The 24,727-nt window shown below is 70.8% G+C and carries 20 protein-coding genes; 18 read left to right on the top strand and 2 right to left on the bottom strand.

Annotated elements, in window-relative coordinates:
* Positions 1 to 8 precede the first annotated feature (8 nt).
* Entirely contained in the window at positions 9 to 1,256 is a 1,248-nt protein-coding gene (locus tag OG766_RS13310; protein ID WP_266377947.1) for an MFS transporter, read from the bottom strand.
* 108 nt (positions 1,257 to 1,364) lie between these two features.
* Here OG766_RS13310 and OG766_RS13305 point away from each other — a divergent pair, with 108 nt between their 5' ends.
* The 12 genes from OG766_RS13305 to OG766_RS13250 all read left to right on the top strand — a co-directional run bounded on the left by OG766_RS13305 (position 1,365) and on the right by OG766_RS13250 (position 16,543).
* Entirely contained in the window at positions 1,365 to 2,333 is a 969-nt protein-coding gene (locus OG766_RS13305) for a LysR family transcriptional regulator (RefSeq protein WP_266373728.1), read from the top strand.
* A 303-nt stretch (positions 2,334 to 2,636) separates the two neighbouring features.
* Complete coding sequence (locus tag OG766_RS13300) at positions 2,637 to 3,218, top strand: hypothetical protein (RefSeq protein WP_266373730.1); 582 nt, start codon at positions 2,637 to 2,639, stop codon at positions 3,216 to 3,218.
* Positions 3,219 to 5,414 (top strand): glycosyltransferase, encoded by a 2,196-nt coding sequence (locus OG766_RS13295; protein WP_328725408.1) that lies wholly within the window; start codon positions 3,219 to 3,221, stop codon positions 5,412 to 5,414.
* Positions 5,411 to 6,634, top strand: a complete 1,224-nt coding sequence (locus tag OG766_RS13290; protein ID WP_328725407.1) for an acyltransferase family protein — start codon at positions 5,411 to 5,413, stop codon at positions 6,632 to 6,634. The genes OG766_RS13295 and OG766_RS13290 overlap by 4 nt, the downstream gene beginning before the upstream one ends.
* Positions 6,635 to 6,741: 107 nt before the next feature.
* Entirely contained in the window at positions 6,742 to 8,094 is a 1,353-nt protein-coding gene (locus OG766_RS13285; protein ID WP_266373736.1) for a nitrate/nitrite transporter, read from the top strand.
* Positions 8,095 to 8,169: 75 nt separating this feature from the next.
* A complete protein-coding gene (locus OG766_RS13280) occupies positions 8,170 to 9,324 on the top strand; it encodes a uroporphyrinogen-III synthase (RefSeq protein WP_266373738.1) in 1,155 nt (384 codons plus the stop codon).
* An 85-nt stretch (positions 9,325 to 9,409) separates the two neighbouring features.
* A complete protein-coding gene (locus tag OG766_RS13275; protein ID WP_266373740.1) occupies positions 9,410 to 9,988 on the top strand; it encodes a CGNR zinc finger domain-containing protein in 579 nt (192 codons plus the stop codon).
* Between the two features lie 172 nt (positions 9,989 to 10,160).
* Positions 10,161 to 10,748, top strand: a complete 588-nt coding sequence (locus OG766_RS13270; RefSeq protein ID WP_266373741.1) for a sigma-70 family RNA polymerase sigma factor — start codon at positions 10,161 to 10,163, stop codon at positions 10,746 to 10,748.
* The gene (locus tag OG766_RS13265) at positions 10,745 to 11,629 is read left to right on the top strand and encodes an anti-sigma factor family protein (protein WP_266373742.1); all 885 of its coding nucleotides are present in this window, start codon (positions 10,745 to 10,747) and stop codon (positions 11,627 to 11,629) included. The genes OG766_RS13270 and OG766_RS13265 overlap by 4 nt, the downstream gene beginning before the upstream one ends.
* An 87-nt stretch (positions 11,630 to 11,716) precedes the next feature.
* Positions 11,717 to 14,002, top strand: coding sequence for a HelD family protein (locus tag OG766_RS13260; protein ID WP_266373743.1), 2,286 nt, complete (start codon positions 11,717 to 11,719; stop codon positions 14,000 to 14,002).
* 437 nt (positions 14,003 to 14,439) lie between these two features.
* The gene (locus OG766_RS13255; RefSeq protein ID WP_266373744.1) at positions 14,440 to 15,861 is read left to right on the top strand and encodes an NAD-dependent malic enzyme; all 1,422 of its coding nucleotides are present in this window, start codon (positions 14,440 to 14,442) and stop codon (positions 15,859 to 15,861) included.
* A 400-nt stretch (positions 15,862 to 16,261) separates the two neighbouring features.
* Complete coding sequence (locus OG766_RS13250; RefSeq protein WP_003954777.1) at positions 16,262 to 16,543, top strand: HU family DNA-binding protein; 282 nt, start codon at positions 16,262 to 16,264, stop codon at positions 16,541 to 16,543.
* Positions 16,544 to 16,751: 208 nt separating this feature from the next.
* On the opposite strand, the gene murA is transcribed toward OG766_RS13250, so the two are convergent.
* Entirely contained in the window at positions 16,752 to 18,092 is a 1,341-nt protein-coding gene (gene murA / locus OG766_RS13245) for a UDP-N-acetylglucosamine 1-carboxyvinyltransferase (protein ID WP_266373745.1), read from the bottom strand.
* A gap of 288 nt (positions 18,093 to 18,380) precedes the next feature.
* Between murA and OG766_RS13240 the strand changes: the two genes are divergently transcribed.
* The 6 genes from OG766_RS13240 (at position 18,381) to OG766_RS13215 (ending at position 24,442) form a co-directional block, all read left to right on the top strand.
* On the top strand, positions 18,381 to 18,941 hold the full coding sequence (locus tag OG766_RS13240; RefSeq protein ID WP_266373746.1) for a YqgE/AlgH family protein: 561 nt from the start codon (positions 18,381 to 18,383) through the stop codon (positions 18,939 to 18,941).
* A gap of 30 nt (positions 18,942 to 18,971) precedes the next feature.
* The gene (locus OG766_RS13235; protein ID WP_266373747.1) at positions 18,972 to 19,265 is read left to right on the top strand and encodes a DUF3039 domain-containing protein; all 294 of its coding nucleotides are present in this window, start codon (positions 18,972 to 18,974) and stop codon (positions 19,263 to 19,265) included.
* Positions 19,266 to 19,470: 205 nt separating this feature from the next.
* Positions 19,471 to 20,775, top strand: a complete 1,305-nt coding sequence (locus OG766_RS13230; protein WP_266373749.1) for an extracellular solute-binding protein — start codon at positions 19,471 to 19,473, stop codon at positions 20,773 to 20,775.
* A gap of 4 nt (positions 20,776 to 20,779) precedes the next feature.
* On the top strand, positions 20,780 to 21,931 hold the full coding sequence (locus OG766_RS13225; RefSeq protein ID WP_266373750.1) for a carbohydrate ABC transporter permease: 1,152 nt from the start codon (positions 20,780 to 20,782) through the stop codon (positions 21,929 to 21,931).
* Positions 21,928 to 22,785 carry a carbohydrate ABC transporter permease gene (locus OG766_RS13220; RefSeq protein WP_266373751.1) on the top strand — a complete coding sequence of 286 codons (858 nt, stop codon included), beginning with the start codon at positions 21,928 to 21,930 and terminating at the stop codon, positions 22,783 to 22,785. The genes OG766_RS13225 and OG766_RS13220 overlap by 4 nt, the downstream gene beginning before the upstream one ends.
* Before the next feature lie 4 nt (positions 22,786 to 22,789).
* The gene (locus tag OG766_RS13215) at positions 22,790 to 24,442 is read left to right on the top strand and encodes a beta-N-acetylhexosaminidase (protein ID WP_328725396.1); all 1,653 of its coding nucleotides are present in this window, start codon (positions 22,790 to 22,792) and stop codon (positions 24,440 to 24,442) included.
* Positions 24,443 to 24,727 lie beyond the last annotated feature (285 nt).

The following is a 24,727-nucleotide window of genomic DNA, read 5'->3' as shown; positions in this document are numbered from 1 at the left end:
CCCGGCTGTCACGACAGCCGGGCCTTCGTCATGCCTGCCCCCACCCGGGCCGGCACCAGCGACAGCAGCAGCGCCAGGCCCGCCGCGGCGGCCGGGATCGCGTAGCCGAGGGCCGGGCCCGCGTGCTCGACCGTCCAGCCGCCCGTCGCCGAGCCCGCCGCGATGCCGCCGAGCAGTGCGGTGACGGCCAGGGTCATGCCCTCGTTCAGCCGGCCCTCGGGGGTGAGGCGCTGGATCGTGGTCATGCCCGTCACCATCGTCGGGGCCGTCGCCATGCCCGCGACCAGCAGGGCGCCCGCGACGGCGAGCAGGGAGCCCGTGATGGTCGCCGCCAGGAACGGCAGGGTCATCAGGGCCGTCATCGCGGCCAGACAGGTGCGCAGCCGGGCGGTGCGGTGGGCCCTGCCGTACGCGAGGCCCGCCAGGCAGGATCCGGCGGCCTGCAGGGCCAGCACGACACCGGCCTCCGGGCCGTCCGCGTAGGCGATGGTGACGACCTCCATCGAGCCGAAGACCGCGCCGGTGGCCAGGAAGACGGCGAGCATCGCGGCCATTGTGGGGGTGCGCAGCGGGGAGCGTCCCCGGGACGCGCGGGAGGAGACCGGCGGCTCGGTGGAGCGCTGGGCCGCGAACAGCAGCACCCCCGTCAGCAGCAGCGCCGCACCGGCCAGCGTGCCGGCCTCCGGGAAGAACGCCGCGCAGAGCACGGCCGCGAGCACCGGGCCCAGCATGAAACACAGCTCGTCGGCGGCCTGCTCGAAGGAGTTCGCGGTGTGCCGGGCCGCGGGGTCGTCCTTCAGCAGATGGGCCCAGCGGGCCCGAGACATCCCGCCCGTGTTGGGGGTGGTGGCGGTCGCGGCGTACGCGGCGAACAGCGTCCAGTCCGGCGCCCCGTGCCGGACGCACAGCAGCAGCGCGAGCGAGCCGAGCACCGCGAGCACGGTCGCGGGGACGGCGACCCGGGCCTGGCCGTACCGGTCGACGAGCCGCGCGGTCCAGGGGGCGACGACGGCGGTCGCGGCCAGCCCGGTCGCGGTGACGGCCCCGGCGAGGGCGTACGAGCCGCGCTCCCCGGCGATCATGATCACGGCGCTCACGCTGAACATGCCCATGGGAAGACGGGCGATGAGGTTCCCCGCGGTGAAGGCGCGGGCGCCGGGGATGTGGAAGAGGCGGGCGTACGGGCCCGGCGGGCGCCCGGATCCGGGCTCCTGGTGTGCGGGGGCCAGGACCAGCGTCCCGCCCGACGTGGTCATCCGTGGTGAGGTCGATTGCGGCATGGACCAAGGCTCGCCGCGCGCACCCACAGCGGTCCAACACCTGTTCGGAGCCCATTGACACACCTCTGTTGTAAATTCTCGTGCGTGCCCCAGGACCTCGAACCCCGGCTGCTCCGCGCCTTCGCCGCCGTCGCCGCCGAGCTGCACTTCACCCGCGCCGCCGCCCGGCTGTACGTGGCCCAGCAGGCGCTCAGCCGTGACATCCGTCGGCTGGAGCGGGAGTTGGGCACCGAGCTGTTCGTAAGGACCACCCGGCAGGTGACGCTCACGGCCGACGGCGAACGGCTGCTGCCGCACGCGCGCCGGATCCTCGACGCCCAGGACGCGCTCGCCGCGGCCTTCGCGGAGACGGACCGGCCGCTGCTCTTCGATGTCGGCGCGCCGGTGGGGACGGCCTACCGGGTGCTGAACCACGTCCGGCAGGCCGCCCCCGGCCTGGAGTTCGTCGCCCGCTACCTCAGCGGTCTCACCGGCGCGGCCGCGGAGATGGTCGCAGGGCGGCTCGATGTGTCCTGCGGCAGAGTGGCCGGGCTCGATCCGTCGCTCCGCGCCGATCTGGCTCATCAGCCTGTGCGGTACGAACGCATGGCCGTACTGCTGCGGGACGACCATCCGCTCGCATCGCTGACGGAGGTGCCGCTGGACGCCCTGGCGGGCGAGACCCTCTACGCGGGCGCGGGCAACGCGGCCACCGCCGAGTGGACGGACCTGGCCGCCCGGCTCTTCACGGGCCGCGGCATCGTCATGGCCGACCCCTTCCCGGAGATCGCCGGGCAGGAGGAGTTCGTCCGTGTGGTGCGCAAACAGGGGTGGTCGGTGCTGGCGAGCACGGAGTTCCTGACGGTGCCGGGGATGGTCGTACGCCCGCTGGTCGACCCCGTACCGTTGTCGCCCATCTCGTTGGTGTGGCGCCGGGGCATCACGCATCCCGGTCTGGACGCCCTGCGCACGGCGGCGGCGCAACTCGCCACAGCTGAAGATTGGCTGAAAATCCCCGCAGGTAGCTGGCTGCCCGAAACCGACCGGTCACTCATGGGGAGCAACTGCCGATAGCCGGGCCGCCCGTCGACGGTGTGCGCTACATTCATGGTCCGGGTGCAACGTGGTTGGGGGCGCTCGGTCCGGGTTTAGGGGGCCCGGTCCGACGGCAAGCGTCCGGTCTCGCCTGCGCTCCCTCCTCTCCGTTCAGTGGGGGAAGTGCGTACAGCAGTGGAAAATTGGCGAGAAAACTCCCGTATAGGGCATACCCATGAGCCCAATGAAGTCACCGTTCAGCTCGACGGTCTCGGCCGTCAGCTCTCGGAACTCAGGGCTACCGAGCCGCCCCCTCAAGAGGGCTCCGACGGGCCGGTGTTCGTGGACGAGAGCGGACGTCGGAGCAAGAAGTTCCGGCGCGTCGGCTGGGTCCTGGCACTGATCTGTGCCGGATACGCCGTGACCCTCGTCGTCGCCCTCATCGGCGGCAACTCGGATGCGCCGTCGCTGCTCATCCCCGGCGTCGCGGACGACAAGGACGATTCCGCCGGGGTGACCCCCGGTCCCACCGACGCGCCGTCCGACCCGGCCGCTCCCGCGGACGCCGCCGGCGGCCCGTCTCCCAGCGACACCCCGGCCGCCCTGCCGCAGCAGCCCAGCGGCGCGGCCGGCGACCCGGCCGGCGGCGGGCTGCAGCCCAGTCCCTCGGCCGATCCGGGCACCAGTGCGCAGGTCAGCACCGGCGGCGCCGGTGGCCCCGTCGGCACGTCGCCCGACCCGAAGCCCAGCCCGTCCCTGCCGGCGGGCGGCTCGGGCAGCGGAGGTTCCGGCGGCGAGGAGCCGACGCCGGACGATCCCGATCCCTCGCCGAGCACCTCGGCGTCGACGGAGCCCTCCGGCCAGCCGGTGGGCCAGGCGATGGAGCAGGGAAGCCGGCAGCTCGCAGCGGAAGGCGCACTCTAGATGGCCTCCTCCGACAGACGGACCGCCCGGCAGGCAGCCGGTAAGAGGTCCGCCGTGCGGCGCAGAATGCCCATGCGCTATCTGCTGCCCTCGCTCTTCCTCGTCGCGCTGCTCGCGATGCTCATGCTGCGCGGGTACGTGCACAGCGAGATCCTCGCCGACCATCGCGTACGCCCCCCGGCCTCCAGCGGCCAGGTGCCCGAGCAGATCCTGGGCGGCGGCCCGGTCATCGACGCCCGCGTCCCCGGCGCGCCCGAGGCGCTGCGGATACCGGACAAGAACCTGGTGCTGACCTTCGACGACGGACCCGACCCGGTCTGGACGCCGAAGGTCCTCGACAAACTGAAGGAGTACGACGCGCACGCCGTCTTCTTCGTGACCGGCACGATGGCCTCCCGCCACCCCGAACTGGTCGAGCGGATGGTCGCCGAGGGCCACGAGATCGGGCTGCACACCTTCAACCACCCCGATCTGGCGCTCCAGACGCAGAGCCGTATCGACTGGGAGCTCTCCCAGAACCAGCTCGCGCTCGCCGGCGCCGCCGGCATCCGCACCTCGCTCTTCCGGCCGCCGTACTCCTCGTTCTCGGACGCCCTGGACGACAAGTCCTGGCCGGTCACCGAGTACATCGGCAGCCGCGGCTACATCACCGCCTTCAACGACACGGACAGCGAGGACTGGAAGCGCCCCGGCGTCGACGCGATCATCAAGCGCGCGACGCCCCAGGGCACCAAGGGCTCCATCGTGCTGATGCACGACTCCGGCGGCGACCGCTCCCAGACCGTGGCCGCCCTCGACCGCTTCCTGCCCGACATGAAGCAGCGCGGCTACCGGTTCACCCACCTCACCGAGGCTCTCGGGGCGCCCACCGCGCACACCCCCGTCACCGGTCCGGAGCTGTGGAAGGGCAAGGCGTGGGTCGCGGCCGTCGCCGTCTCGGAGGAGACGACCTCGGTGCTGACCGTCGGCCTCGCCCTGATCGGCGGGCTCGTCCTCGCCCGCTTCGGCCTCATGCTGGTGCTCTCCTTCGGACACGCCCGCAAGGTGCGCCGCCGCCGCTTCCGCTGGGGCCCGGCCGTCACGGAGCCCGTGACGGTGCTGGTTCCCGCGTACAACGAGAAGGAGTGCATCGAGAACACGGTGCGCTCTCTGATGGAGAGCGACCATCCGATCGAGGTCATCGTCATCGACGACGGCTCCACGGACGGCACCGCCGACCTCGTCGACGACATGTGGCTGCCCAACGTCCGGGTCGTCCGGCAGGTCAACTCGGGCAAACCGGAAGCCCTCAACAACGGTATCCGCAACGCCCGTCACGACCTGATCGTGATGATGGACGGCGACACCGTCTTCGAGCCGTCCACCGTCCGCGAACTGGTGCAGCCCTTCGGCGACCCACGGGTCGGCGCGGTCGCGGGCAACGCCAAGGTCGGCAACCGGGACACGCTCATCGGCGCCTGGCAGCACATCGAGTACGTGATGGGCTTCAACCTGGACCGCCGGATGTACGACGTGCTGCGCTGCATGCCGACCATCCCGGGCGCGGTCGGCGCCTTCCGCCGCCAGGCCCTCGAACGGGTCGGCGGCATGAGCGAGGACACCCTCGCCGAGGACACCGACATCACCATGGCGATGCACCGCGACGGCTGGCGCGTCGTCTACGCGGAGCGGGCCCGCGCCTGGACCGAGGCCCCGGAGTCCGTCCAGCAGCTGTGGTCCCAGCGCTACCGCTGGTCGTACGGCACGATGCAGGCGATCTGGAAGCACCGCCACGCCGTGATCGAGAGCGGCCCCTCCGGCCGCTTCGGCCGGGTCGGCCTGCCGCTGGTCTCGCTCTTCATGGTGCTGTTCCCGCTGCTCGCCCCGCTGATCGACGTCTTCCTGCTGTACGGGCTGGTCTTCGGGCCGACCCAGAAGACCATCGTCGCCTGGCTCGCCGTGCTCGCCATCCAGGCCGTGTGCGCCGCGTACGCGTTCCGGCTCGACAAGGAACGCATGGTGCATCTGATCTCGCTGCCCCTCCAGCAACTGCTGTACCGGCAGCTCATGTACGTCGTGCTGCTGCAGTCGTGGATCACCGCCCTCACCGGCGGCCGGCTCCGCTGGCAGAAGCTGCGCCGTACGGGAGCGGTGGAGGCGCCCGGCTCGATACCGAGCCCGCGGAAGGCCAGTGAAGAACGGTGGCCGGTCGCATGACCGTCGCGACGACCACGTTCGAACAGGCACGGCACCGCAGGCCGGAGGCCGACGCCGCGCCCGGGTCCGCCGCGCAGGGCCGCGACCGGTACTTCGACCTGCTGCGCGCGCTCGCGCTCTTCCGGGTCGTCCTCTACCACCTGGTCGGCTGGGCCTGGCTGCCGCTCGTCTTCCCGTCCATGGGCGTGATGTTCGCGCTCGCCGGCAGCCTGATGGCGCGCTCCCTCAAGCGGCCGGCGGTCCAGGTGATCCGTGGCCGGATGAGACGGCTGCTGCCACCGCTGTGGGTGCTGGGCGCGGTCGGTGTGACCGGCATGGTGCTCCAGGGCTGGGGACCCGACTCCGAGGGGCACCCGGGCTGGTGGTGGACCCATCTGCTGTTCTGGATCGTGCCGGTCAGCGACCCGCCGTTCGCCGGGGAGCTCGCGGGCGTCCCCGGCCTCCTCGGCCGGTCCTGGGCCGAGGACCTCGCGGGCCCGCTCTGGTACATCAGGGCGTACCTCTGGTACGTCATGCTGTCGCCGCTGCTGCTGTGGGCCCTGCGGAAGGTGCCCTGGCCGACGCTGCTCGCACCGCTCGCGCTGTCCGCCGTCCTCACCGCCGGGTACGTCTCGCTGCCCGAACGGATCGACTCCGCGCTCACCGACTTCAGCACCTTCGGAGCCTGCTGGATCCTCGGCATGGCCCACCAGGAGGGGCTGCTGCGCAGACTGCCGCGCTACGTCGTGCCGTCCGTCGCGCCCGTGATCATGGCCGTCGGCCTGTGGTGGGCACTGCGCCAGGGCTTCCGTACGGACTTCGACCTCGACAGCATCCCGCCGGCACAGGCCCTCTGGTCCTTCGGATCGGTGCTGCTGCTCCTGCACATCAGCCCCTCGTGGTCCGAGTGGCCGCCGAGACTGCGCGGCTGGGACAGCACGGTCACCCTGCTCAACTCGCGGGCCGTCACGGTCTATCTGTGGAGCAACGTGTGCATCCTCGTGGCGAGCACCATGTGGGACCAGTTGTGGGACATCGGCTTCCTGGAAGAGCACGCCGAGTGGCTGCTCGACAGCTGGGTGCCGGTGCTGCTCCTCACCTGGGCCCTGATCGCCGTGTGCATCGTGCTCTTCGGGTGGGCCGAGGACGTCGCCGCCAAGCGGCGCCCCCGGCTGTGGCCGAACGGTGCCCGGCAGGAGAGCGGCGCCCGGCGCGGAAAGCGGCGCTCACACCGCGCCTGAGCCCCGGGTGAGAGCAAGGTTGCGCACCGGTCACCTCGCGCCACGGGGGTGAAACCCGCCGTCCCTAGCGTCGGATCCACTACCCGGAGCAGCAGTGGAGGCGCGCCATGGCCGGCAGGTGGATCGAACGGTGGGACCCGGAGGACGAGACCTTCTGGAAGGAGGAGGGGGAGAGGATCGCCCGGCGCAATCTCGTCTTCTCCGTGCTGTCCGAGCACATCGGGTTCTCCATCTGGACCCTGTGGTCCGTGATGGTCCTGTTCATGGGGCCCGAGTACGGGGTCGACCCGGCCGGGAAGTTCTTCCTGATCGGGACCGCGACCCTGGTCGGGGCCGTGATCCGGGTGCCGTACACCTTCGCGGTGGCCCGCTTCGGCGGCCGCAACTGGACCGTCTTCAGCGCCCTGATGCTGCTGGTGCCGACCGGCGCCGCCTATGTGGTGATGGAGCCGGGCACGTCGTACGGGACCTTCCTGGCGGTCGCGGCCCTGACCGGGGTCGGCGGCGGCAACTTCGCCTCCTCCATGACCAACATCAACTCCTTCTTCCCGCTGCGGAAGAAGGGCTGGGCGCTCGGGCTCAACGCGGGCGGCGGGAACATCGGCGTCCCCGTGGTGCAGCTCGTCGGACTGCTCGTCATCGGGACGGCCGGGGCCGCGCACCCGAGGCTCGTGCTCGGCCTCTACATCCCGCTGATCGCGATCGCCGCGCTGTGCGCCGCGCTGTTCATGGACAACCTGGCGCCCGTGAAGAACGACACCGGCGCCGCGAAGGAGGCGGTGAAGGACGCCCACACCTGGATCATGGCGTTCCTCTACATCGGGACGTTCGGGTCCTTCATCGGCTACAGCTTCGCCTTCGGACTCGTGCTGCAGACCCAGTTCGGACGCACCCCGCTGCAGGCCGCGTCGTTGACCTTCGTCGGGCCGCTGCTCGGCTCGCTCATCAGGCCGGTCGGCGGATCGCTCGCGGACCGCTTCGGCGGGGCCAGGATCACGCTGTGGACGTTCGCCGCGATGGCCGGGGCGACGGGGGTCGTGGTGTACGCGTCCATGGCCGCGTCGCTGCCCGTGTTCCTCGTCGGCTTCATCGCCCTGTTCGTCCTCACCGGGCTCGGCAACGGCTCCACGTACAAGATGATCCCCGGCATCTTCCAGGCCAAGGCACTGGCCAAGGGCATGACGGGCGAGGCGGCGGAGACGTACGGGCGCAGGCTCTCCGGGGCGTCGATGGGGCTGATCGGTGCGGTGGGCGCGCTCGGCGGGCTCGCCATCAACCTCGCCTTCCGGCAGTCGTTCCTGACGGCCGGGACGGGGACGGGCGCGTTCGTCGCCTTCCTCGCCTGCTACGGGGTGTGCTTCGTGGTCACCTGGGCGGTATACCTTCGCCGACCGGTGGCCGGCCGTGTGCCGACCGCCACAGCCGAGACGAAGCCGCAGCTCAGCTACGCCGAGGTGTGAGCCGGAGTGCCTCGTAACCACGGGGAAACGCAGCCGAACCGAGCCTGTCACGCTCCCTTGCCAGGCTCGGCCGGCATGTACCACGAACAGCACGTCGCTCCGGCGGTCGCCCCGCTCTCGGGCTTCACGGTCGGTGTCACGGCGGCCCGGCGCGCCGACGAACTGGGAGCGCTGCTGCGACGCCGCGGCGCGACGGTGCTGCACGCCCCCGCGCTGCGGATCGTGCCGCTGGCGGACGACGGCGAGTTGCTCGCCGCCACGAAGGAACTCATCGACCACGCGCCGGACGTGGTGGTCGCCACGACCGCGATCGGCTTTCGCGGCTGGGTGGAGGCGGCGGACGGCTGGGGCTGCGGCGAGGAACTGCTCGCCTGTCTGCGCGGCGTGGAACTCCTCGCCCGCGGGCCGAAGGTGAAGGGCGCGATCCGGGCCGCCGGGCTGACCGAGGAGTGGTCGCCGACGTCCGAGTCGATGGCCGAGGTGCTCGACCGGCTCCTCGGTGAGGGCGTCGCGGGCCGGCGGGTGGCGCTGCAACTGCACGGCGAGCCGCTGCCCGGCTTCGTGGAGGCCCTGCGGGCCGGGGGCGCGGAGGTCGTGGTCGTACCCGTGTACCGGTGGATGCCGCCGGAGGACCTCGGTCCGCTGGACCGGCTGCTCGACGCCACGGTGGCGCGGTCGCTGGACGCGGTGACGTTCACGAGCGCGCCGGCCGCGGCATCGCTCTTCTCGCGCGCCGAGGCCCGCGGGCTGCTCCCGGAACTCCTCGACGCGCTCGGGCACGACGTCCTGCCGGCCTGCGTGGGGCCGGTCACGGCCGTACCGCTGCAGAGCCGCGGTCTCGACACCGTCCAGCCGGAGCGCTTCCGCCTCGGCCCGCTCGTCCAGCTGCTCTGTGTCGAACTGCCCTCGCGGGCCAGGACCTTGCCGGTCGCGGGGCGCCGGGTGGAGATCCGTGGCCACGCGGTCCTCGTCGACGGCGACGTCCGCCCCGTCCCACCGGCCGGAATGTCGCTTCTGAACACCCTTGCCCGCCGCCCCGGCTGGGTGGTCTCCCGTGCCGACCTCCTTCGCGCCCTCCCCGGCACGGGCCGTGACGAGCACGCCGTCGAGACGGCAATGGCCCGCCTCCGTACGGCCCTCGGCGCCCCGAACCTCATCCAGACGGTCGTGAAGCGCGGCTACCGCCTGGCACTGGACCCGGCGGTGGACACGAAGTACGCGGACGCGTGAGCGACGGCGCACGTTTCGGGACGACCGGCGCCCCGGCCCCGCAGGAGGGGTTCCCGCGGGGCCTTCGCACGGGCACCCTGAAGTCATGGGCAACGGCTCGTACGAGTGGCGGTTCGATTCCGGGCGCGTCTGCCTGGATCTCGTGGCAGTGGCGCCGGACGGGCCGGAGGGGCTCGGGCGTTGGCTGGTGGCGGCCGGACTGCTGCCACCCGGGACGCCGTTGGGCCCGGTGACCGGGCACTGGGTCGCGCCGTTCCTCGAACTCCGCGACTGTGTGGCGGGCCTGGTCGACGCGGAGATCGACCACGGACCGGCCGGGCCCGGCGCCGCGGGCCCCGCTCTCGCGCGGCTGAACGCGTTCGCCGCCGACTCCGCCCCGCCCGCCGTCACAGCCGTACGCGACGACGAGGGCATCCTCGTCCGCGCCCCGCTCGCCCGCCCCGAATGCGCCGCGCTGCTCGCCGCCGTCGCCCGGGACGCCGTGGAACTGCTCACCGACCCCGTCGCCCGCGCCCGGCTGCGCCGCTGCGAGGGCGACAACTGCCGCCGCGTCTACCTCGACACCTCCCGTGGGCGGCGCCGCCGCTGGTGCGCGAGCGAGGTCTGCGGGAACCGGGAGCGGGTCGCCAGGCACCGCCGCAGGACCGCCGTCGCCCGGGTCTGACGGCGGCTCAACCGGGGTCCGGTTCCCGTCCGGAGGCAGGCCCGGGGACCACCCCGTAAAAGATCTTGAAAAGTTTTTCCGCTCGCGTTGAGTGGATCGGCGGGCTCTTCCGTAGTGATGGAGGACAGACAAGCAGCCACACATCAGACAAGGTCTCGACCGGGAGGTTCAGGTGCGCAAGGATGCCGCCGTGGCCGATGACCGTTCAGGCAGGGCCCGGCATCGCGCCGACTCGTCGCGCACCAGCACCTCCGTCCCGGACGAGGAACTGATGCGCGCGCTGTATCAGGAGCACGCCGGCCCCCTCCTTGCCTACGTACTGCGCCTCGTCGCCGGCGACCGCCAGCGAGCCGAGGACGTGGTTCAGGAGACGCTCATCCGTGCCTGGAAGAACGCCGGTCAGCTCAATCGGGCCACCGGCTCTGTCCGACCCTGGCTGGTGACGGTCGCAAGGCGCATCGTCATCGACGGTCACCGCAGCCGGCAGGCCCGGCCGCAGGAGGTCGATCCGTCGCCGCTGGAGGTCATGCCCGCGGAGGACGAGATCGACAAGGCGTTGTGGCTGATGACGCTATCCGATGCGCTCGATGATTTGACCCCTGCGCACAGGGAAGTACTCGTCGAGACGTATTTCAAGGGGCGTACGGTCAATGAGGCGGCCGAGACACTCGGCATACCCAGTGGGACCGTCCGGTCCCGTGTTTTCTACGCACTGCGTTCCATGAAGCTCGCTCTGGAGGAGAGGGGGGTCACGGCATGAACAGGCAGGACCAGTTCGGACAGTTCGGACAGTCCGAAGAGGGCTCGGTCCATGAAACCGCCGGGGCGTACGTCCTCGGCATTCTGGACGACGCGGAAGCCACCGCCTTCGAGGCGCATCTCGCGGGCTGCGACATCTGTGCCGCCCACCTCGAGGAGTTCTCGGGCATGGAGCCGATGCTGGCGATGCTCGCGGAGGCCCCGGCCCGCCCGGCCGTGCCCCCGCAGCCGAATGTCCTGCCGTTCGACAGCAGGATCATGGAGCCCCCGCCCCGGCCGGCGGCTTCGGCAGGACAGGCCGGTTCGTTCGGCTCGATCCCGACGGCGCCGAGCCCGCAGCTGCTGAACCGGCTCGTCGACGAGGTCGCGGTCAAACGGTCCCGGAAGCGCCGCCGCAGCATGTACATGATCGCGGCGTCGGCGGTCCTGATCATCGGCGGTCCGGCCGTCGCGGTGGTCGTCACCCAGGACGACGCCACGGCGGGCAATGTCGCGGCACCTCACCCCACCAGCCCCGCCGAGGACGCCTTCTTCAACCACATGGAGGAGAAGGTCCAGGCCACGGACGCGATCACCAAGGTCAGCGCCACCGTCGGCATGGAGAAGAAGGCCTGGGGCACCCACACGGTCCTGGAGCTCAAGAACGTCAAGGGCCCGCTGAAGTGCAGCCTCGTCGCCGTCTCCAAGACCGGTGAGGAAGAGGTCGTCACGTCCTGGTCGGTCCCGAAGTGGGGTTACGGCATCCCGGACAGCACGCACAAGATGGCGAAGAACCCGCTGTACGTCCACGGCGGAGCCGCCATGGACCGCAACGAGATCGATCACTTCGAGGTCCGTACCTTCGACGGAAAGCGTCTGGTGGAGGTCGGCGCCGAGGCCTGAGCCACGACGCCGGTCCCGCCGCCTGACAGACCGGCCCCCTTCGCGTACGGTTGACGGCTGCCCAGTGCACGTCAGAAGGGGGCCTCGGTGGCCGCGCAGGAAGCCGCTGTCGACACGGTCCGGGACCGCGAGATCGGTGTCGAACAGGAACATCTGGACCAGGTGTACCGCAGGCTCGAGGAGAAGATCCACGAGGCGGAGTTCCTGATGAACGACGCCGCCAAACGCGGCCAGGTCGGCACACCCGGCGCGCTCGCCGAGCGCGACGCCCAGGTGTTCCGGGCCGGGATCCACCTCAATCGGCTCAACAGCGAGTTCGAGGACTTCCTCTTCGGCCGCATCGACCTGCTGCGCGGCAAGCACGGCAAGAAGGGGCCCGACGGCGCCTACACCTCGGTCGAGCCGGCCGAGGACGCCGTACGGACCGACGAGTCCGGGCAGTACGCCGACATCGCCGAGACGCTGCACATCGGCCGTATCGGAGTCCTCGACTCCGACTACGCGCCGCTGGTCATCGACTGGCGGGCCCCGGCCGCCGCGCCCTTCTACCGCTCCACGCCGGTCGACCCGGGCCGTGTCGTACGCCGACGGGTCATCCGCTCCAAGGGCCGCAAGGTCCTCGGCGTCGAGGACGACCTCATGCGCCCCGAACTGACCGCGCGTCTCGGCGGCGCCGAGCTGCCCGTCATCGGCGACGGCGCGCTGATGGCCGCGCTCGGCCAGGCCCGCAGCCACACCATGCGGGACATCGTGGCCTCCATCCAGGCCGAGCAGGACCTGGTCATCCGGGCCCCCGCCGCCTCCGTCACCGAGGTCGCCGGCGGCCCCGGCACGGGCAAGACGGCGGTCGCGCTGCACCGCGCCGCGTATCTCCTCTACCAGGACCGGCGGCGGTACGCGGGCGGCATCCTCGTCGTCTCGCCGACCCCGCTGCTCGTGGCGTACACCGAGGGCGTGCTGCCCTCGCTGGGTGAGGAGGGCCAGGTCGCGATCCGCGCGGTCGGCTCCCTGGTGGACGGCGTGGAGGCGACGACGTACGACGATCCGGCGGTCGCCCGCGTCAAGGGCTCCTCGCGGATGCTGAAGGTGCTGCGCAAGGCGGCGCGGGGAGCGCTCGAACTGGGCAGCGCCCCCGACCGGCTGCGGGTCGTGGCCTTCGGGCGGCGCCTGGAGCTGGAGGCCGAGGAGCTGCGGCGCATCCGCCACAACGTGCTGGGCGGCACCGCGCCGGTGAATCTGCTGCGGCCGCGCGCCCGCCGGCTGCTGCTGGACGCGCTGTACGCGCGGTCCGGCGCCGGGACGCGGCACACGGACCCGGAGCTCGCCGCCGAGCTGCGGGCGTCCTTCGACGAGGACATCACCTCCGAGGACACGTTCCTGGCGTTCCTGGACGCCTGGTGGCCCGAGCTGACGCCGCGCGGTGTGCTCGCCGCGATGGCCGACGAGCGGCGGCTCGGCCGCTGGGCGCGGCGCATCCTCAACCCCGGCGAGGTGCGCAGACTCGCCCGCAGTCTGAGACGCGAGGCGTACTCCGTGCACGACGTGGCGATCCTGGACGAGCTGCAGTCCCTGCTCGGCGTCCCGGCCCGCCCCAGGAGGAGGCGCGAACTCGATCCGCTGGACCAGCTCACCGGTCTGGAGGAGCTGATGCCGCAGCGCGAGGAGACCCAGCGCGAGCGGGCCGAGCGGCTGGCGGAGGAGCGCACCGAGTACGCCCATGTCATCGTCGACGAGGCCCAGGACCTCACGCCCATGCAGTGGCGCATGGTCGGCCGTCGCGGCCGGCACGCCACCTGGACGGTCGTGGGCGACCCGGCGCAGTCCTCCTGGTCGGACCCGGACGAGGCGGCCGAGGCCCGCGACGAGGCCCTCGGCACCCGGCCGCGCCGCCGCTTCGACCTCACCGTCAACTACCGCAACCCCTCCGAGATCGCCGAGCTCGCCGCGCGGGTGCTGGCCCTCGCGATGCCCGGGATGGAGGCCCCGCGCGCCGTTCGCTCGACCGGCCTCACGCCCCGCTTCACCGTCGCCCGCGACGATCTGGAGCGGACCGTACGGCAGGAGGCCGAGCGGCTCCTGGACGAGGTCGACGGCACCGTGGGCGTCGTGGTCGCGATGAACCGGCGCGAGGAGGCCGCGCGCTGGCTCGCCGGCCTCGGTGACCGGGCGGTGGCTCTCGGTTCGCTGGAGGCCAAGGGGCTGGAGTACGACGCGACCGTGGTCGTCTCGCCCGCGGAAATCGCCGACGAGTCCCCGGCCGGCCTGAGGGTGCTGTACGTGGCGCTGACCCGCGCCACCCAGCAGCTGACCGTGGTGTCGGGCAAGCGTGACGAACCGGACGCGGACGGGGTCCCGGACCTGCTCAGGGACTGAGCCGCGGCGCCGGTGATGACGCCCGCGGCGTCCGCGCCGCGGGCGTCGCGGAGCCGTTCGGGGGTCAACTCGGCGCAGAGGGAATCACCTTCTGGGAGTCTTTGTTAGCCTGTCTGTGACACCGGCTCGATCCAAGCCCCCGGGCCCAACCTTCGTCCCTCAGAGGGACCACTTGCCGCGAGGCGAGCATGGCGGGTCGGTGTCGCTCAAACGCATCAGGAAGAGGTCCGCGTCGCCGTGAGTGACGCGGACCTCTTCTGTTTCCCGTGATCCTCTTCTGTTTCGTTGAGGGTTCTCGTATGGTGGAAAAGGTTTTCCGAAACCAAAACGACCAGTATTACCTGCTACTCGCTGGTAGGTGCGACCATCGGATGGCCCCGCCCGGCCCCCGCCGGGCGATGCAGCAATGAAGCTAGGGAAAGCAGAGGAACTCGGCCATGGCAACGGCGCCCAGCGTCTCGTACTCGATGACGGTCCGGCTGGAGGTGCCCGCGAGCGGAACCGCCGTCTCGCAGCTCACCACGGCCGTGGAGTCCTCCGGCGGCTCGGTCTCCGGCCTCGACGTCACTGCTTCCGGCCACGAGAAGCTTCGTATCGACGTCACCATCGCGGCGACCTCCACCACCCACGCCGACGAGATCGTCGAGAAGCTGAGCGGCATCGAGGGCGTCGTCCTCGGCAAGGTCTCCGACCGTACGTTCCTCATGCACCTCGGCGGCAAGATCGAGATGCAGTCCAAGCACCCCATCCGCAACCGTGACGATCTCTCCATGATCTACACGCCGGGTGTGGCGCGCGTCTGCATGGCGATCGCCGAGAACCCCGAGGACGCCCGCCGCCTCACCATCAAGCGCAACTCCGTCGCAGTCGTGACGGACGGCTCGGCCGTCCTCGGCCTCGGCAACATCGGCCCGAAGGCCGCCCTGCCCGTCATGGAGGGCAAGGCGGCCCTCTTCAAGCGCTTCGCGGGCATCGACGCCTGGCCGCTGTGTCTGGACACCCAGGACACCGACGCGATCGTCGAGATCGTCAAGGCGATCGCCCCCGGCTTCGCCGGCATCAACCTCGAGGACATCTCCGCGCCCCGCTGCTTCGAGATCGAGGCGCGGCTGCGCGAGGCCCTCGACATCCCCGTCTTCCACGACGACCAGCACGGCACCGCGATCGTCGTGCTCGCCGCCCTCACCAACGCACTGCGCGTGGTGGGCAAGGCGGTTGGGGACGTACGGGTCGTCATGTCGGGCGCCGGGGCGGCCGGTACGGCCATCCTGAAGCTGCTCATCGCGGCGGGTGTGAAGCACGCCGTCGTCGCCGACATCCACGGCGTCGTGCACGCCGACCGCGAGGACCTGGTCGATGCCGCGCCCGGCACGCCGCTGCGCTGGATCGCCGACAACACCAACCCCGAGGGCGTCACCGGCACGCTGAAGGAGGCGGTCCGGGGCGCCGACGTCTTCATCGGTGTCTCCGCGCCGAACGTGCTGGGCGCGGAGGACGTCGCGGCGATGGCCGACGGCGCCATCGTGTTCGCGCTTGCGAACCCCGACCCCGAGGTGGACCCGGCAATCGCCCGCCAGACGGCGGCAGTTGTCGCCACCGGCCGCTCCGACTTCCCGAACCAGATCAACAACGTGCTGGTCTTCCCGGGCGTCTTCCGCGGGCTCCTGGACGCACAGTCCCGTACGGTGAACACGGAGATGATGCTCGCCGCGGCCACCGCCCTGGCGGACGTCGTCACCGAGGCCGAGCTCAACCCGAACTACATCATCCCGTCCGTCTTCAACGACAAGGTCGCGGGAGCGGTCGCGGGAGCGGTTCGGGACGCCGCGAAGGCCGCGGGCGCGGCGGTGTCCGGCTGAGCACGGCGCGTCGCGAGTCGCGGGGTCAGGAAAGCGCCCTTAGGGTGGCGGACCATGAGCCCGCGACGGCCGCACGGCTCCATCAGGCCCCAGGGCCGCGTTGGCTCCGTAGGGCCGGCAGGCTCTGTCCGAGTCGCGTCGGCTCCGTGGAGTCCGCACGGAGTCGACGGAACGTCACCGGAACGAGCCTGTGGCGCTTTTCGTGTGACTCCGGAGGGTGCCGGATTGGCTTTCCCGCCGCTGGTGGGGGCAGGATGCTCAATTGGGCGCGAGGGTCTGACGGCAGACCCGGGTCCGGGGATTGTCCGAGGGCCCTGGCAGCATCGGCTTCGCTGTACCCGACATGCGGCTTCCGCCGCGTGGCACGCCTCACAAGCAAGAAGAACACGGGAGTAAGAACATGAACCGCAGTGAGCTGGTGGCCGCGCTGGCCGACCGTGCCGAGGTGACCCGCAAGGACGCCGACGCTGTGCTGGCCGCTCTCGCCGAGACCGTCGGCGAGATCGTCGCCAAGGGCGACGAGAAGGTCACCATCCCCGGTTTCCTGACCTTCGAGCGCACCCACCGTGCCGCTCGCACCGCTCGTAACCCGCAGACCGGCGACCCGATCCAGATCCCGGCCGGCTACAGCGTGAAGGTCTCCGCGGGCTCCAAGCTCAAGGAAGCCGCCAAGGGCAAGTAAGCCCCTGCACTCAAGGGCGGTGCACCCCGTACGGGGTGCACCGCCCTTGTGGTGTCCTGAGGTCGCTGTGGTGTTCTGAGGCCGCCGTGGAGTCCTGAGGCCGGTACGGGCCGGTACGGGCCGGTACGGGCCGACGCGGGGCGATCCTCATACGCGTGGGCCCACCGGACGGTGTCCGGTGGGCCCACGTCGCTGCGTGCGGGAGGCGTCAGACGATCGCGCCGCGGGGCAGCTCGACCTTCGCGCCCAGCTCGACGAGCTTCTCCATGAAGTTCTCGTAGCCACGGTTGATCAGCTCGATCCCGTGCACCCGGGACGTCCCCTGCGCCGCCAGCGCCGCGATCAGGTACGAGAAGCCGCCGCGCAGGTCGGGAATCACCAGATCGGCGCCCTGGAGCTTCGTCGGGCCGGACACGACGGCCGAGTGCAGGAAGTTCCGCTGGCCGAAGCGGCAGTCCGAGCCGCCCAGGCACTCCCGGTACAGCTGGATGTGCGCACCCATCTGGTTGAGCGCGGACGTGAAGCCGAGGCGCGACTCGTACACCGTCTCGTGGACGATCGAAAGCCCCGCCGCCTGCGTGAGCGCCACCACCAGCGGCTGCTGCCAGTCGGTCTGGAAGCCGGGGTGCACGTCCGTCTCCAGCGCGATGGCGTTGAGCGAGCCGCCCGGGTGCCAGAAGCGGATGCCCTCGTCGTCGATCTCGAAGGCGCCGCCGACCTTGCGGTACGTGTTCAGGAAGGTCATCATCGAGCGCTGCTGAGCACCGCGCACATAGATGTTGCCCTCGGTCGCGAGCGCGGCCGACGCCCAGGACGCGGCCTCCAGCCGGTCCGGGAGCGCCCGGTGGGTGTAGCCGCCGAGGCGGTCGACACCGGTGATCCGGATCGTCCGGTCGGTGTCCATGGAAATGATCGCGCCCATCTTCTGCAGTACGCAGATGAGGTCCTCGATCTCCGGCTCCACCGCCGCGTTCGACAGCTCCGTGACGCCCTCCGCCAGCACCGCCGTCAGCAGCACCTGCTCGGTGGAGCCCACGGACGGGTACGGCAGCCGGATCTTGCAACCGCGAAGCCTCTGCGGAGCCTCCAGGTACTGCCCGTCCGCCCGCTTCTCGATCTTCGCGCCGAACTGTCGGAGCACGTCGAAGTGGAAGTCGATCGGCCGGCCGCCGATGTCGCAGCCGCCCAGACCGGGGATGAAGGCGTGGCCGAGCCGGTGCAGCAGCGGGCCGCAGAACAGGATCGGGATCCGCGAGGAACCCGCGTGGGCATCGATGTCGGCGACGTTGGCGCTCTCGACGTGCGTCGGGTCGAGCACCAGCTCGCCGGGCTCGTCACCCGGTCGCACCGTCACACCGTGCAGCTGCAGCAGCCCGCGCACCACCCGCACGTCGCGGATGTCGGGCACATTGCGCAGTCGGCTCGGCTCGCTGCCGAGCAGCGCGGCGACCATAGCCTTCGGCACCAGGTTCTTGGCGCCGCGGACGCGGATCTCGCCCTCCAGCGGGGTTCCGCCGTGGACAAGCAGTACATCGTCTGTGCCGGTCATGAATCTCGCGTTCCGGAGGGTCCCCCCAGCGGAGCGAGGGGGAGGGCGGGCAGGGGGCCAGAGAAAAGGTTAAGGCCCACCTACCCCTGTGTCGTAAGGCCAAGGGCACCCCACAGGTGTAATGAATTCGGCACAATACGCACCGTTTCGGTGCGCCTGCGGAGGGTGACCGTCCGCCTTGTCCGCACGGGCGCGCGCTCCCGCTGCCGCGGTGCGCCCTGAGCTGCGTCGGCTCGCACTCGGACGCCTGCTCCCCCTGGAGGGCGAAGATGCGGGATCATGTGTCGCATGACCGAGGTGTCCTCCCTCACAGGGCGGCTGCTCGTCGCCACTCCGGCCCTTGCGGACCCGAACTTCGACCGCGCGGTGGTGCTCCTGCTCGACCATGACGAGGAGGGTTCCCTCGGCGTGGTCCTCAACCGGCCCACCCCGGTCGGCGTGGGCGACATCCTGGAGCCCTGGGCGCGGCTGGCCGGCGAGCCGGGTGTGGTCTTCCAGGGCGGTCCCGTCTCGCTCGACTCGGCGCTCGGGCTCGCCGTCATCCCCGGTGACGAGGGCCCGCTCGGCTGGCGGCGGGTGCACGGGGCGATCGGGCTCGTCGACCTGGAGGCGCCGCCCGAGCTGCTCGCGGCCGCCCTCGGCTCGCTGCGGATCTTCGCGGGATACGCGGGCTGGGGCCCCGGTCAGCTGGAGGACGAGCTGACGGAGGGGGCCTGGTACGTGGTCGAGTCGGAGCCCGGTGACGTGTCCTCGCCGCAGCCCGAGTCGCTGTGGCGGTCGGTGCTGCGCCGGCAGCGCAACGAGCTCGCGATGGTGGCCACGTATCCGGACGACCCGTCGCTGAACTGAATCGGCGGGGCTTGAGTACCCTTGGCACCTATGAGCACTCTCGAGCCCGAGCGCGGGGCAGGTACGGGCACCCTCGTGGAGCCGACACCCCAGGTGTCGCACGGCGACGGCGACCACGAGCGCTTCGCCCATTACGTCCAGAAGGACAAGATCATGGCGAGCGCCCTCGACGGCACTCCCGTGGTGGCACTGTGCGGCAAGGTCTGGGTGCCGGGGCGCGACCCCAAGAAGTACCCGGTCTGCCCGATGTGCAAGGAGATCTACGAGTCCATGGGCGCCGGCGGGGACAAGGACAAGGACAAGAGCGGCAAGGACAAGAAGTAGGCGGGTCCTTCCGTCGGAGTACGGCCCCTCGGGGCGCGCTTGAGCGCGCCCCGAGGGGCCGTTCGCGTTGCACGGAGTGCGTCCACTGGTCACAGAGTGGTTGAGACCTCTTGTCGGGCTGTTGGGGTCGCCCTAACCTCCTGCCTGTTGTGCAGTACGAAACGAACGTTGCGTATGTTGCAACGCTGTCGGAGGGGACCCCACTGTGAAGCTTCCTGCCCGAATAGCCGCCCCGGTCACCGCACTTGCCCTGGCCGGCCTCACCGCCACCGCGTGCGCCCCGCAGACCTCCGACAACAGCGCCAAGACCGACGAGAAGAGCGGCACGCTGCGTGTCTGGCTCTTCCAGGAGGTCAGCAACAAGCCGAAGGAGCAGGTCGTCGACGCGGCGGTCGCCTCCTTCCGCGCCACGCACAAGGACGCGAAGGTCGAGGTCGAGTACATCCCCGTCGACACCCGCGCCCAGCGGATCAAGGCGGCGTTCAACGACCCCGCGAGCGCGCCCGATCTGATCGAGTACGGCAACACGGACACCGCCGGGTACGTCAAGGACGGCGGCCTCGCCGACATCAGCGAGGAGTTCGGCGCCTGGGCGGAGGCGAAGGACACCGACCCGACCGCGAAGCAGTCGGTCACGGTGGACGGAAAGGTGTACGGCGCCCCGCTCTTCGTCGGTGTCCGCGCCCTGTACTACCGCACCGACGTCTTCAAGGACCTCGGCATCCAGCCCCCCAAGACCCAGGCGGAACTCCTCTCCACCGCGAAGAAGGTCCACAAGGCGAAGCCGGAGCTGTACGGGATCGCCGTCGGCGGGGCGTACACGTACGGCGCGATGCCCTTCCTCTGGGCGAACGGCGGCGAACTGGCGACGGAGAGCGGCGGCACGTACAAGGCGGCCGTCAACAGCCCGGCGGCGCGCAAGGGCATCGAGTCCTACACCTCGCTCTTCGGCGACGACAACTGCCCGGCCGCGAAGTGCGCGTCGATGGGCGGCAACGCGACGGTGACGGCCTTCGCCTCCGGGAAGGCGGCGATGGCGATCGGCGGCGACTTCAGCCACGCGGCGGTCGAGGCGGGCACGGTGAAGGGCAAGTACGCGGTCGTCCCGCTGCCGGGCGTCACCGCCGGGTCCATCGCCCCGGCCTTCGCGGGCGGCAACAACATCGGCGTGCTCAAGAGCAGTTCGCACCGCACGCTGGCGGTCGAGCTGATGAAGTCCCTCACCGGCAAGGAGACGCAGGGCAAGCTCTTCGACGCGATGGGCTTCCTCCCGACGTACACGGACGTCCGGGCACAGGCGGCGACGAAGGAGCCCTTCGTGAAGCCGTTCATCGACACGCTCGCCGGCGACACCAAGTTCGTCCCGGCCTCTCCCGGCTGGGGCCAGATCGACGCGTCGCTGGTCCTGCCGACGATGTTCCAGGAGATCGTCAGCGGCAAGAAGAACGTGGCATCGGCCTCGGACGACGCGGCGAAGAAGATGGACGCGGCGTTCGCGTCCGCGGGCTGAGCGAATGACGAACCGTACGCCGGGGGGCGTGCCCGCCGGCCCGCACAGCGGGGCCGTGCCCGGCCCACGGCCGGAACCGGCAACGCCCGCCGGACCGTCCACGAGCCCGGCCGACGAGACGTCGGCCCCGCGGCCGGAGCCCGCCCCACCCGGCTCTCCCGCGTCCGCGAGCTCGGCCGGCGAGGCGTCGGTCGTCCCCGGCGGGACGAAGGAGCGGCCGGAGTCCGCACCCCCCGGCCCCCGCTCCGCCCGCGGTGCCCGGCGGCCGGGGGCACCGGGGCGCCAGGGGGGCCCGACCCCGTGGATCTATCTCGCGCCCGCGCTCGTCGTGCTGGGCGGGCTGCTCGTCTACCCGATCTACCAGCTCGGGCTCATCTCGTTCCTGGAGTACACCCAGGCACAGGTCAGCGGCGGCGAGCCCACCTCCTTCCAGGGCCTGGGCAACTACAGAGCCCTGTTCCGCGACGGACAGTTCTGGCAGGTCCTCCTCGCCACCGTCGTCTTCGCCGCGGCCTGCGTCGTCGCCACCCTCGCCGTCGGGTGTGCCCTCGCCGTACTGCTCACCCGGATCCGCGCCGTGCCGCGGCTCGCGCTGATGCTCGCCGCGCTCGGTGCCTGGGCGACGCCCGCCGTCACCGGTTCGACGGTCTGGGTCTTCCTCTTCGACCCGGACTTCGGCCCGGTCAACAAGGTCCTCGGGCTCGGCGACCTCTCCTGGACGTACGGCCGCTACAGCGCCTTCGCCCTCGTCCTGTTCGAGGTCGTCTGGTGCTCGTTCCCGTTCGTGATGGTGACCGTCTACGCCGGCATCAAGGCCATCCCGGGCGAGGTACTCGAAGCGGCCTCGCTCGACGGCGCCTCGCAGTGGCGGATCTGGCGCTCCGTCATGGCGCCGATGCTCCGGCCGATCCTCGTCGTGGTGACCATCCAGTCCATCATCTGGGACTTCAAGGTCTTCACCCAGATCTACGTCATGACGAACGGCGGCGGAATCGCCGGCCAGAATCTCGTCCTCAACGTCTACGCCTACCAAAAGGCCTTCGCGTCCTCGCAGTACAGCCTCGGCTCGGCGATCGGCGTCGTGATGCTGCTGATCCTGCTCGCGGTCACGCTGGTCTATCTGCGGTTGCTGCGCCGCCAGGGGGAGGAACTGTGAGCGCGCTCTCCACGCGTATCCGCGTCCGCATCCGCAGGCCATGGCGGCTCGCGGCCGAGGCGACCGCCCTGGTCGTGGCCGCCGTAGTGGCCTTCCCGCTCTACTGGATGGTCCTCTCCGCCTTCAAACCCGCAGGTGAGATCCAGTCCACCGAGGCACGCCCCTGGACCCTCTCCCCGTCCCTCGACTCCTTCCGCCGCGTCTTCGAACAGCAGGAATTCGGCCGGTACTTCCTCAACAGCCTCTTCGTGGCGGGTGCCGTCGTGATCGCCTCCGCGCTGATCGCGTTTCTCGCGGCGACCGCCGTGACCCGGTTCCGCTTCCGGTTCCGTACCACCCTGCTGATCATGTTCCTCGTCGCACAGATGGTGCCGATCGAGGCGCTCACCATCCCGCTGTTCTTCCTGATGCGGGACTTCGGTCAGCTCAACACCCTCGGGGCGCTGATCCTTCCGCACATCGCCTTCTCGCTGCCGTTCGCGATCTGGATGCTGCGGGGATTCGTCAAGGCGGTCCCGGAGGCACTGGAGGAGGCCGCCTGCATCGACGGTGCGAGCCGGACCCGCTTCCTGTGGCAGATCCTGTTCCCGCTGGTGTTCCCGGGCCTCGTGGCGACGAGCGTCTTCTCGTTCATCTCGACCTGGAACGACTTCCTGTTCGCGAAGTCCTTCATCATCAGCGACACCTCGCAGTCCACGCTGCCGATGGCACTGCTGGTGTTCTTCAAACCGGACGAGAACGACTGGGGCGGGATCATGGCGGCGTCGACCGTGATGACGATTCCGGTACTCGTCTTCTTCGTCCTCGTACAGCGACGTCTGGTTTCCGGGCTGGGCGGAGCGGTGAAGGACTGACGTCATGACCTTCGATGAACTGATCCCCGCTCCGAACACCGTGCGTTCCGTACCGGAGGCGGGCGACTTCGTTCTCGACGGGGCGACCGTCGTGGACGCCGGCCCCGGGACGGAGGGGGCCGCGCGCTGGCTGCGCGGCACTCTCGGCGCCGCCACCGGACTGCCGCTGGAGGCCGGGTCCGGCGAGGACGGCACGACGATTCGGCTGCGTGTCCAACCGGACGAGGCCGGTCACCTGGGCCCCGAGGGCTACCGGCTGGGCGTCGACGGCAACGGCGTCACCGTGCACGGCGGGGGAGCCGCCGGGGTCTTCCGGGGCGTTCAGACGCTGCGGCAGCTGCTCGGCCCGGACGCCTTCCGCCGCGCCCCGGTCGCCGCCGGCCGGCGCTGGGTCGTGCCCGGAACGTTCGTCGAGGACGCGCCCCGCTTCCGCTGGCGCGGTCTCATGCTCGACGTCGCCCGGCACTTCCTCCCCAAGGACGACGTCCTGCGCTACCTCGATCTCCTGGCCGCCCACAAACTCAACGTGTTCCACTTCCACCTGACCGACGACCAGGGCTGGCGCGTCGAGATCAAGCGCTCTCCCCGCCTCACCGAGGTCGGCGCCTGGCGTTCGCGTACGAGATGGGGGCACCGGGCGTCGGACCGCTGGGACGAGAATCCGCACGGCGGTTACTACACGCAGGACGACATCCGCGAAATCGTCGCCTACGCCGCCGAGCGGCACATCTCCGTCGTCCCGGAGATCGACATCCCCGGCCACTCGCAGGCCGCCATCGCCGCGTATCCGGAACTGGGCAACACCGACGTCGTCGACACGACCGCCCTTTCCGTCTGGGACGACTGGGGCATCAACCCGAACGTCCTCGCCCCCACCGACGCCGTCCTCCGCTTCTACGAAGGGGTCTTCGAGGAGATCCTCGACCTCTTCCCCGCCACCGTCTCGCCCTTCGTCCACATCGGCGGCGACGAGTGCCTCAAGGACCAGTGGAAGGTCTCGCCCACCGCCCAGGCCCGCATCGAGGAACTGGGCCTCGCCGACGAGGACGAGCTGCAGTCCTGGTTCATCCGCCACTTCGACAGCTGGCTGAGTGCCCGCGGCCGCCGCCTCATCGGCTGGGACGAGATCCTCGAAGGCGGTCTCGCCGACGGCGCGGCGGTGTCGTCCTGGCGCGGCTACGCCGGCGGGATCGCCGCCGCCCGCGCGGGGCACGACGTCGTCATGTGCCCCGAGCAGCAGGTCTATCTCGACCACCGCCAGGCGCCCGGCGAGGACGAGCCCATGCCCATCGGGTACGTGCGCACCCTGGAGGACGTCTACCGCTTCGAACCCGTTCCGCCGGAGCTGGCCGGCACTCCCGAGGCCGCGCACGTCCTCGGCACCCAGGCCAATGTCTGGACCGAGGTGATGCAGGACCGCTCCCGCGTCGACTACCAGACCTTCCCGCGTCTCGCCGCCTTCGCCGAGGTCGCCTGGTCCGCGCTGCCCGCGCCCGCCGACCGTGACGTCGCGGACTTCGAGCGGCGAATGTCCGCCCACTACCGGCGCCTTGACGCGCTCGGTGTCGGCTACCGGCCGCCCGGCGGCCCGTTGCCGTGGCAGAAGCGACCGGGTGTGCTCGGACGCCAGATCGAGGGGGCGCCCCCAAACGTGTGAGCCCTGCCTCAACGGGGTGTCCCGTGTGCGAGTCCCTGGGACCGTGGTGGGCCACGGGGAAAAAGTCGTACAAGGAATGCCTTGAACCGGCAATCCGCATGTGACGGCAATGCCGTATCAAAACGGGCATTTCTCTTGCCCGGGGAGGTCCGGGGCGGATGCGTCCTTCGCGGACCCTCGCGTCGGACCGCTCGGAAGATGTGCCAGAGTTGCCACGTCCGGGCTGTGAGCACGTACGGTACGGCAACACAGGCGGACAGCCGGGACACCGGGAAGGGGCAGCTG

Origin of the sequence: Streptomyces sp. NBC_00259, from assembly GCF_036181745.1 — a bacterium.
GTDB lineage: Bacteria > Actinomycetota > Actinomycetes > Streptomycetales > Streptomycetaceae > Streptomyces > Streptomyces pratisoli.
The sequence above is the reverse complement of the archived record's forward strand: the minus strand, read 5'-3'. Positions and strand labels throughout refer to the sequence as shown.

What these genes read in the sequence shown, in the direction of transcription:
- OG766_RS13235 (WP_266373747.1), top strand. Translation starts at nt 18,972, where the DNA reads ATGAGCACTCTCGAGCCCGAGCGCGGGGCAGGTACGGGCACCCTCGTG.
- OG766_RS13275 (WP_266373740.1), top strand. Translation starts at nt 9,410, where the DNA reads ATGGGCAACGGCTCGTACGAGTGGCGGTTCGATTCCGGGCGCGTCTGC.
- OG766_RS13280 (WP_266373738.1), top strand. Translation starts at nt 8,170, where the DNA reads ATGTACCACGAACAGCACGTCGCTCCGGCGGTCGCCCCGCTCTCGGGC.
- OG766_RS13310 (WP_266377947.1), bottom strand. Translation starts at nt 1,256, where the DNA reads ATGACCACGTCGGGCGGGACGCTGGTCCTGGCCCCCGCACACCAGGAG.
- OG766_RS13240 (WP_266373746.1), top strand. Translation starts at nt 18,381, where the DNA reads ATGACCGAGGTGTCCTCCCTCACAGGGCGGCTGCTCGTCGCCACTCCG.
- OG766_RS13250 (WP_003954777.1), top strand. Translation starts at nt 16,262, where the DNA reads ATGAACCGCAGTGAGCTGGTGGCCGCGCTGGCCGACCGTGCCGAGGTG.
- OG766_RS13295 (WP_328725408.1), top strand. Translation starts at nt 3,219, where the DNA reads ATGGCCTCCTCCGACAGACGGACCGCCCGGCAGGCAGCCGGTAAGAGG.
- OG766_RS13265 (WP_266373742.1), top strand. Translation starts at nt 10,745, where the DNA reads ATGAACAGGCAGGACCAGTTCGGACAGTTCGGACAGTCCGAAGAGGGC.
- OG766_RS13285 (WP_266373736.1), top strand. Translation starts at nt 6,742, where the DNA reads ATGGCCGGCAGGTGGATCGAACGGTGGGACCCGGAGGACGAGACCTTC.
- OG766_RS13215 (WP_328725396.1), top strand. Translation starts at nt 22,790, where the DNA reads ATGACCTTCGATGAACTGATCCCCGCTCCGAACACCGTGCGTTCCGTA.
- OG766_RS13290 (WP_328725407.1), top strand. Translation starts at nt 5,411, where the DNA reads ATGACCGTCGCGACGACCACGTTCGAACAGGCACGGCACCGCAGGCCG.
- murA (WP_266373745.1), bottom strand. Translation starts at nt 18,092, where the DNA reads ATGACCGGCACAGACGATGTACTGCTTGTCCACGGCGGAACCCCGCTG.
- OG766_RS13255 (WP_266373744.1), top strand. Translation starts at nt 14,440, where the DNA reads ATGGCAACGGCGCCCAGCGTCTCGTACTCGATGACGGTCCGGCTGGAG.
- OG766_RS13225 (WP_266373750.1), top strand. Translation starts at nt 20,780, where the DNA reads ATGACGAACCGTACGCCGGGGGGCGTGCCCGCCGGCCCGCACAGCGGG.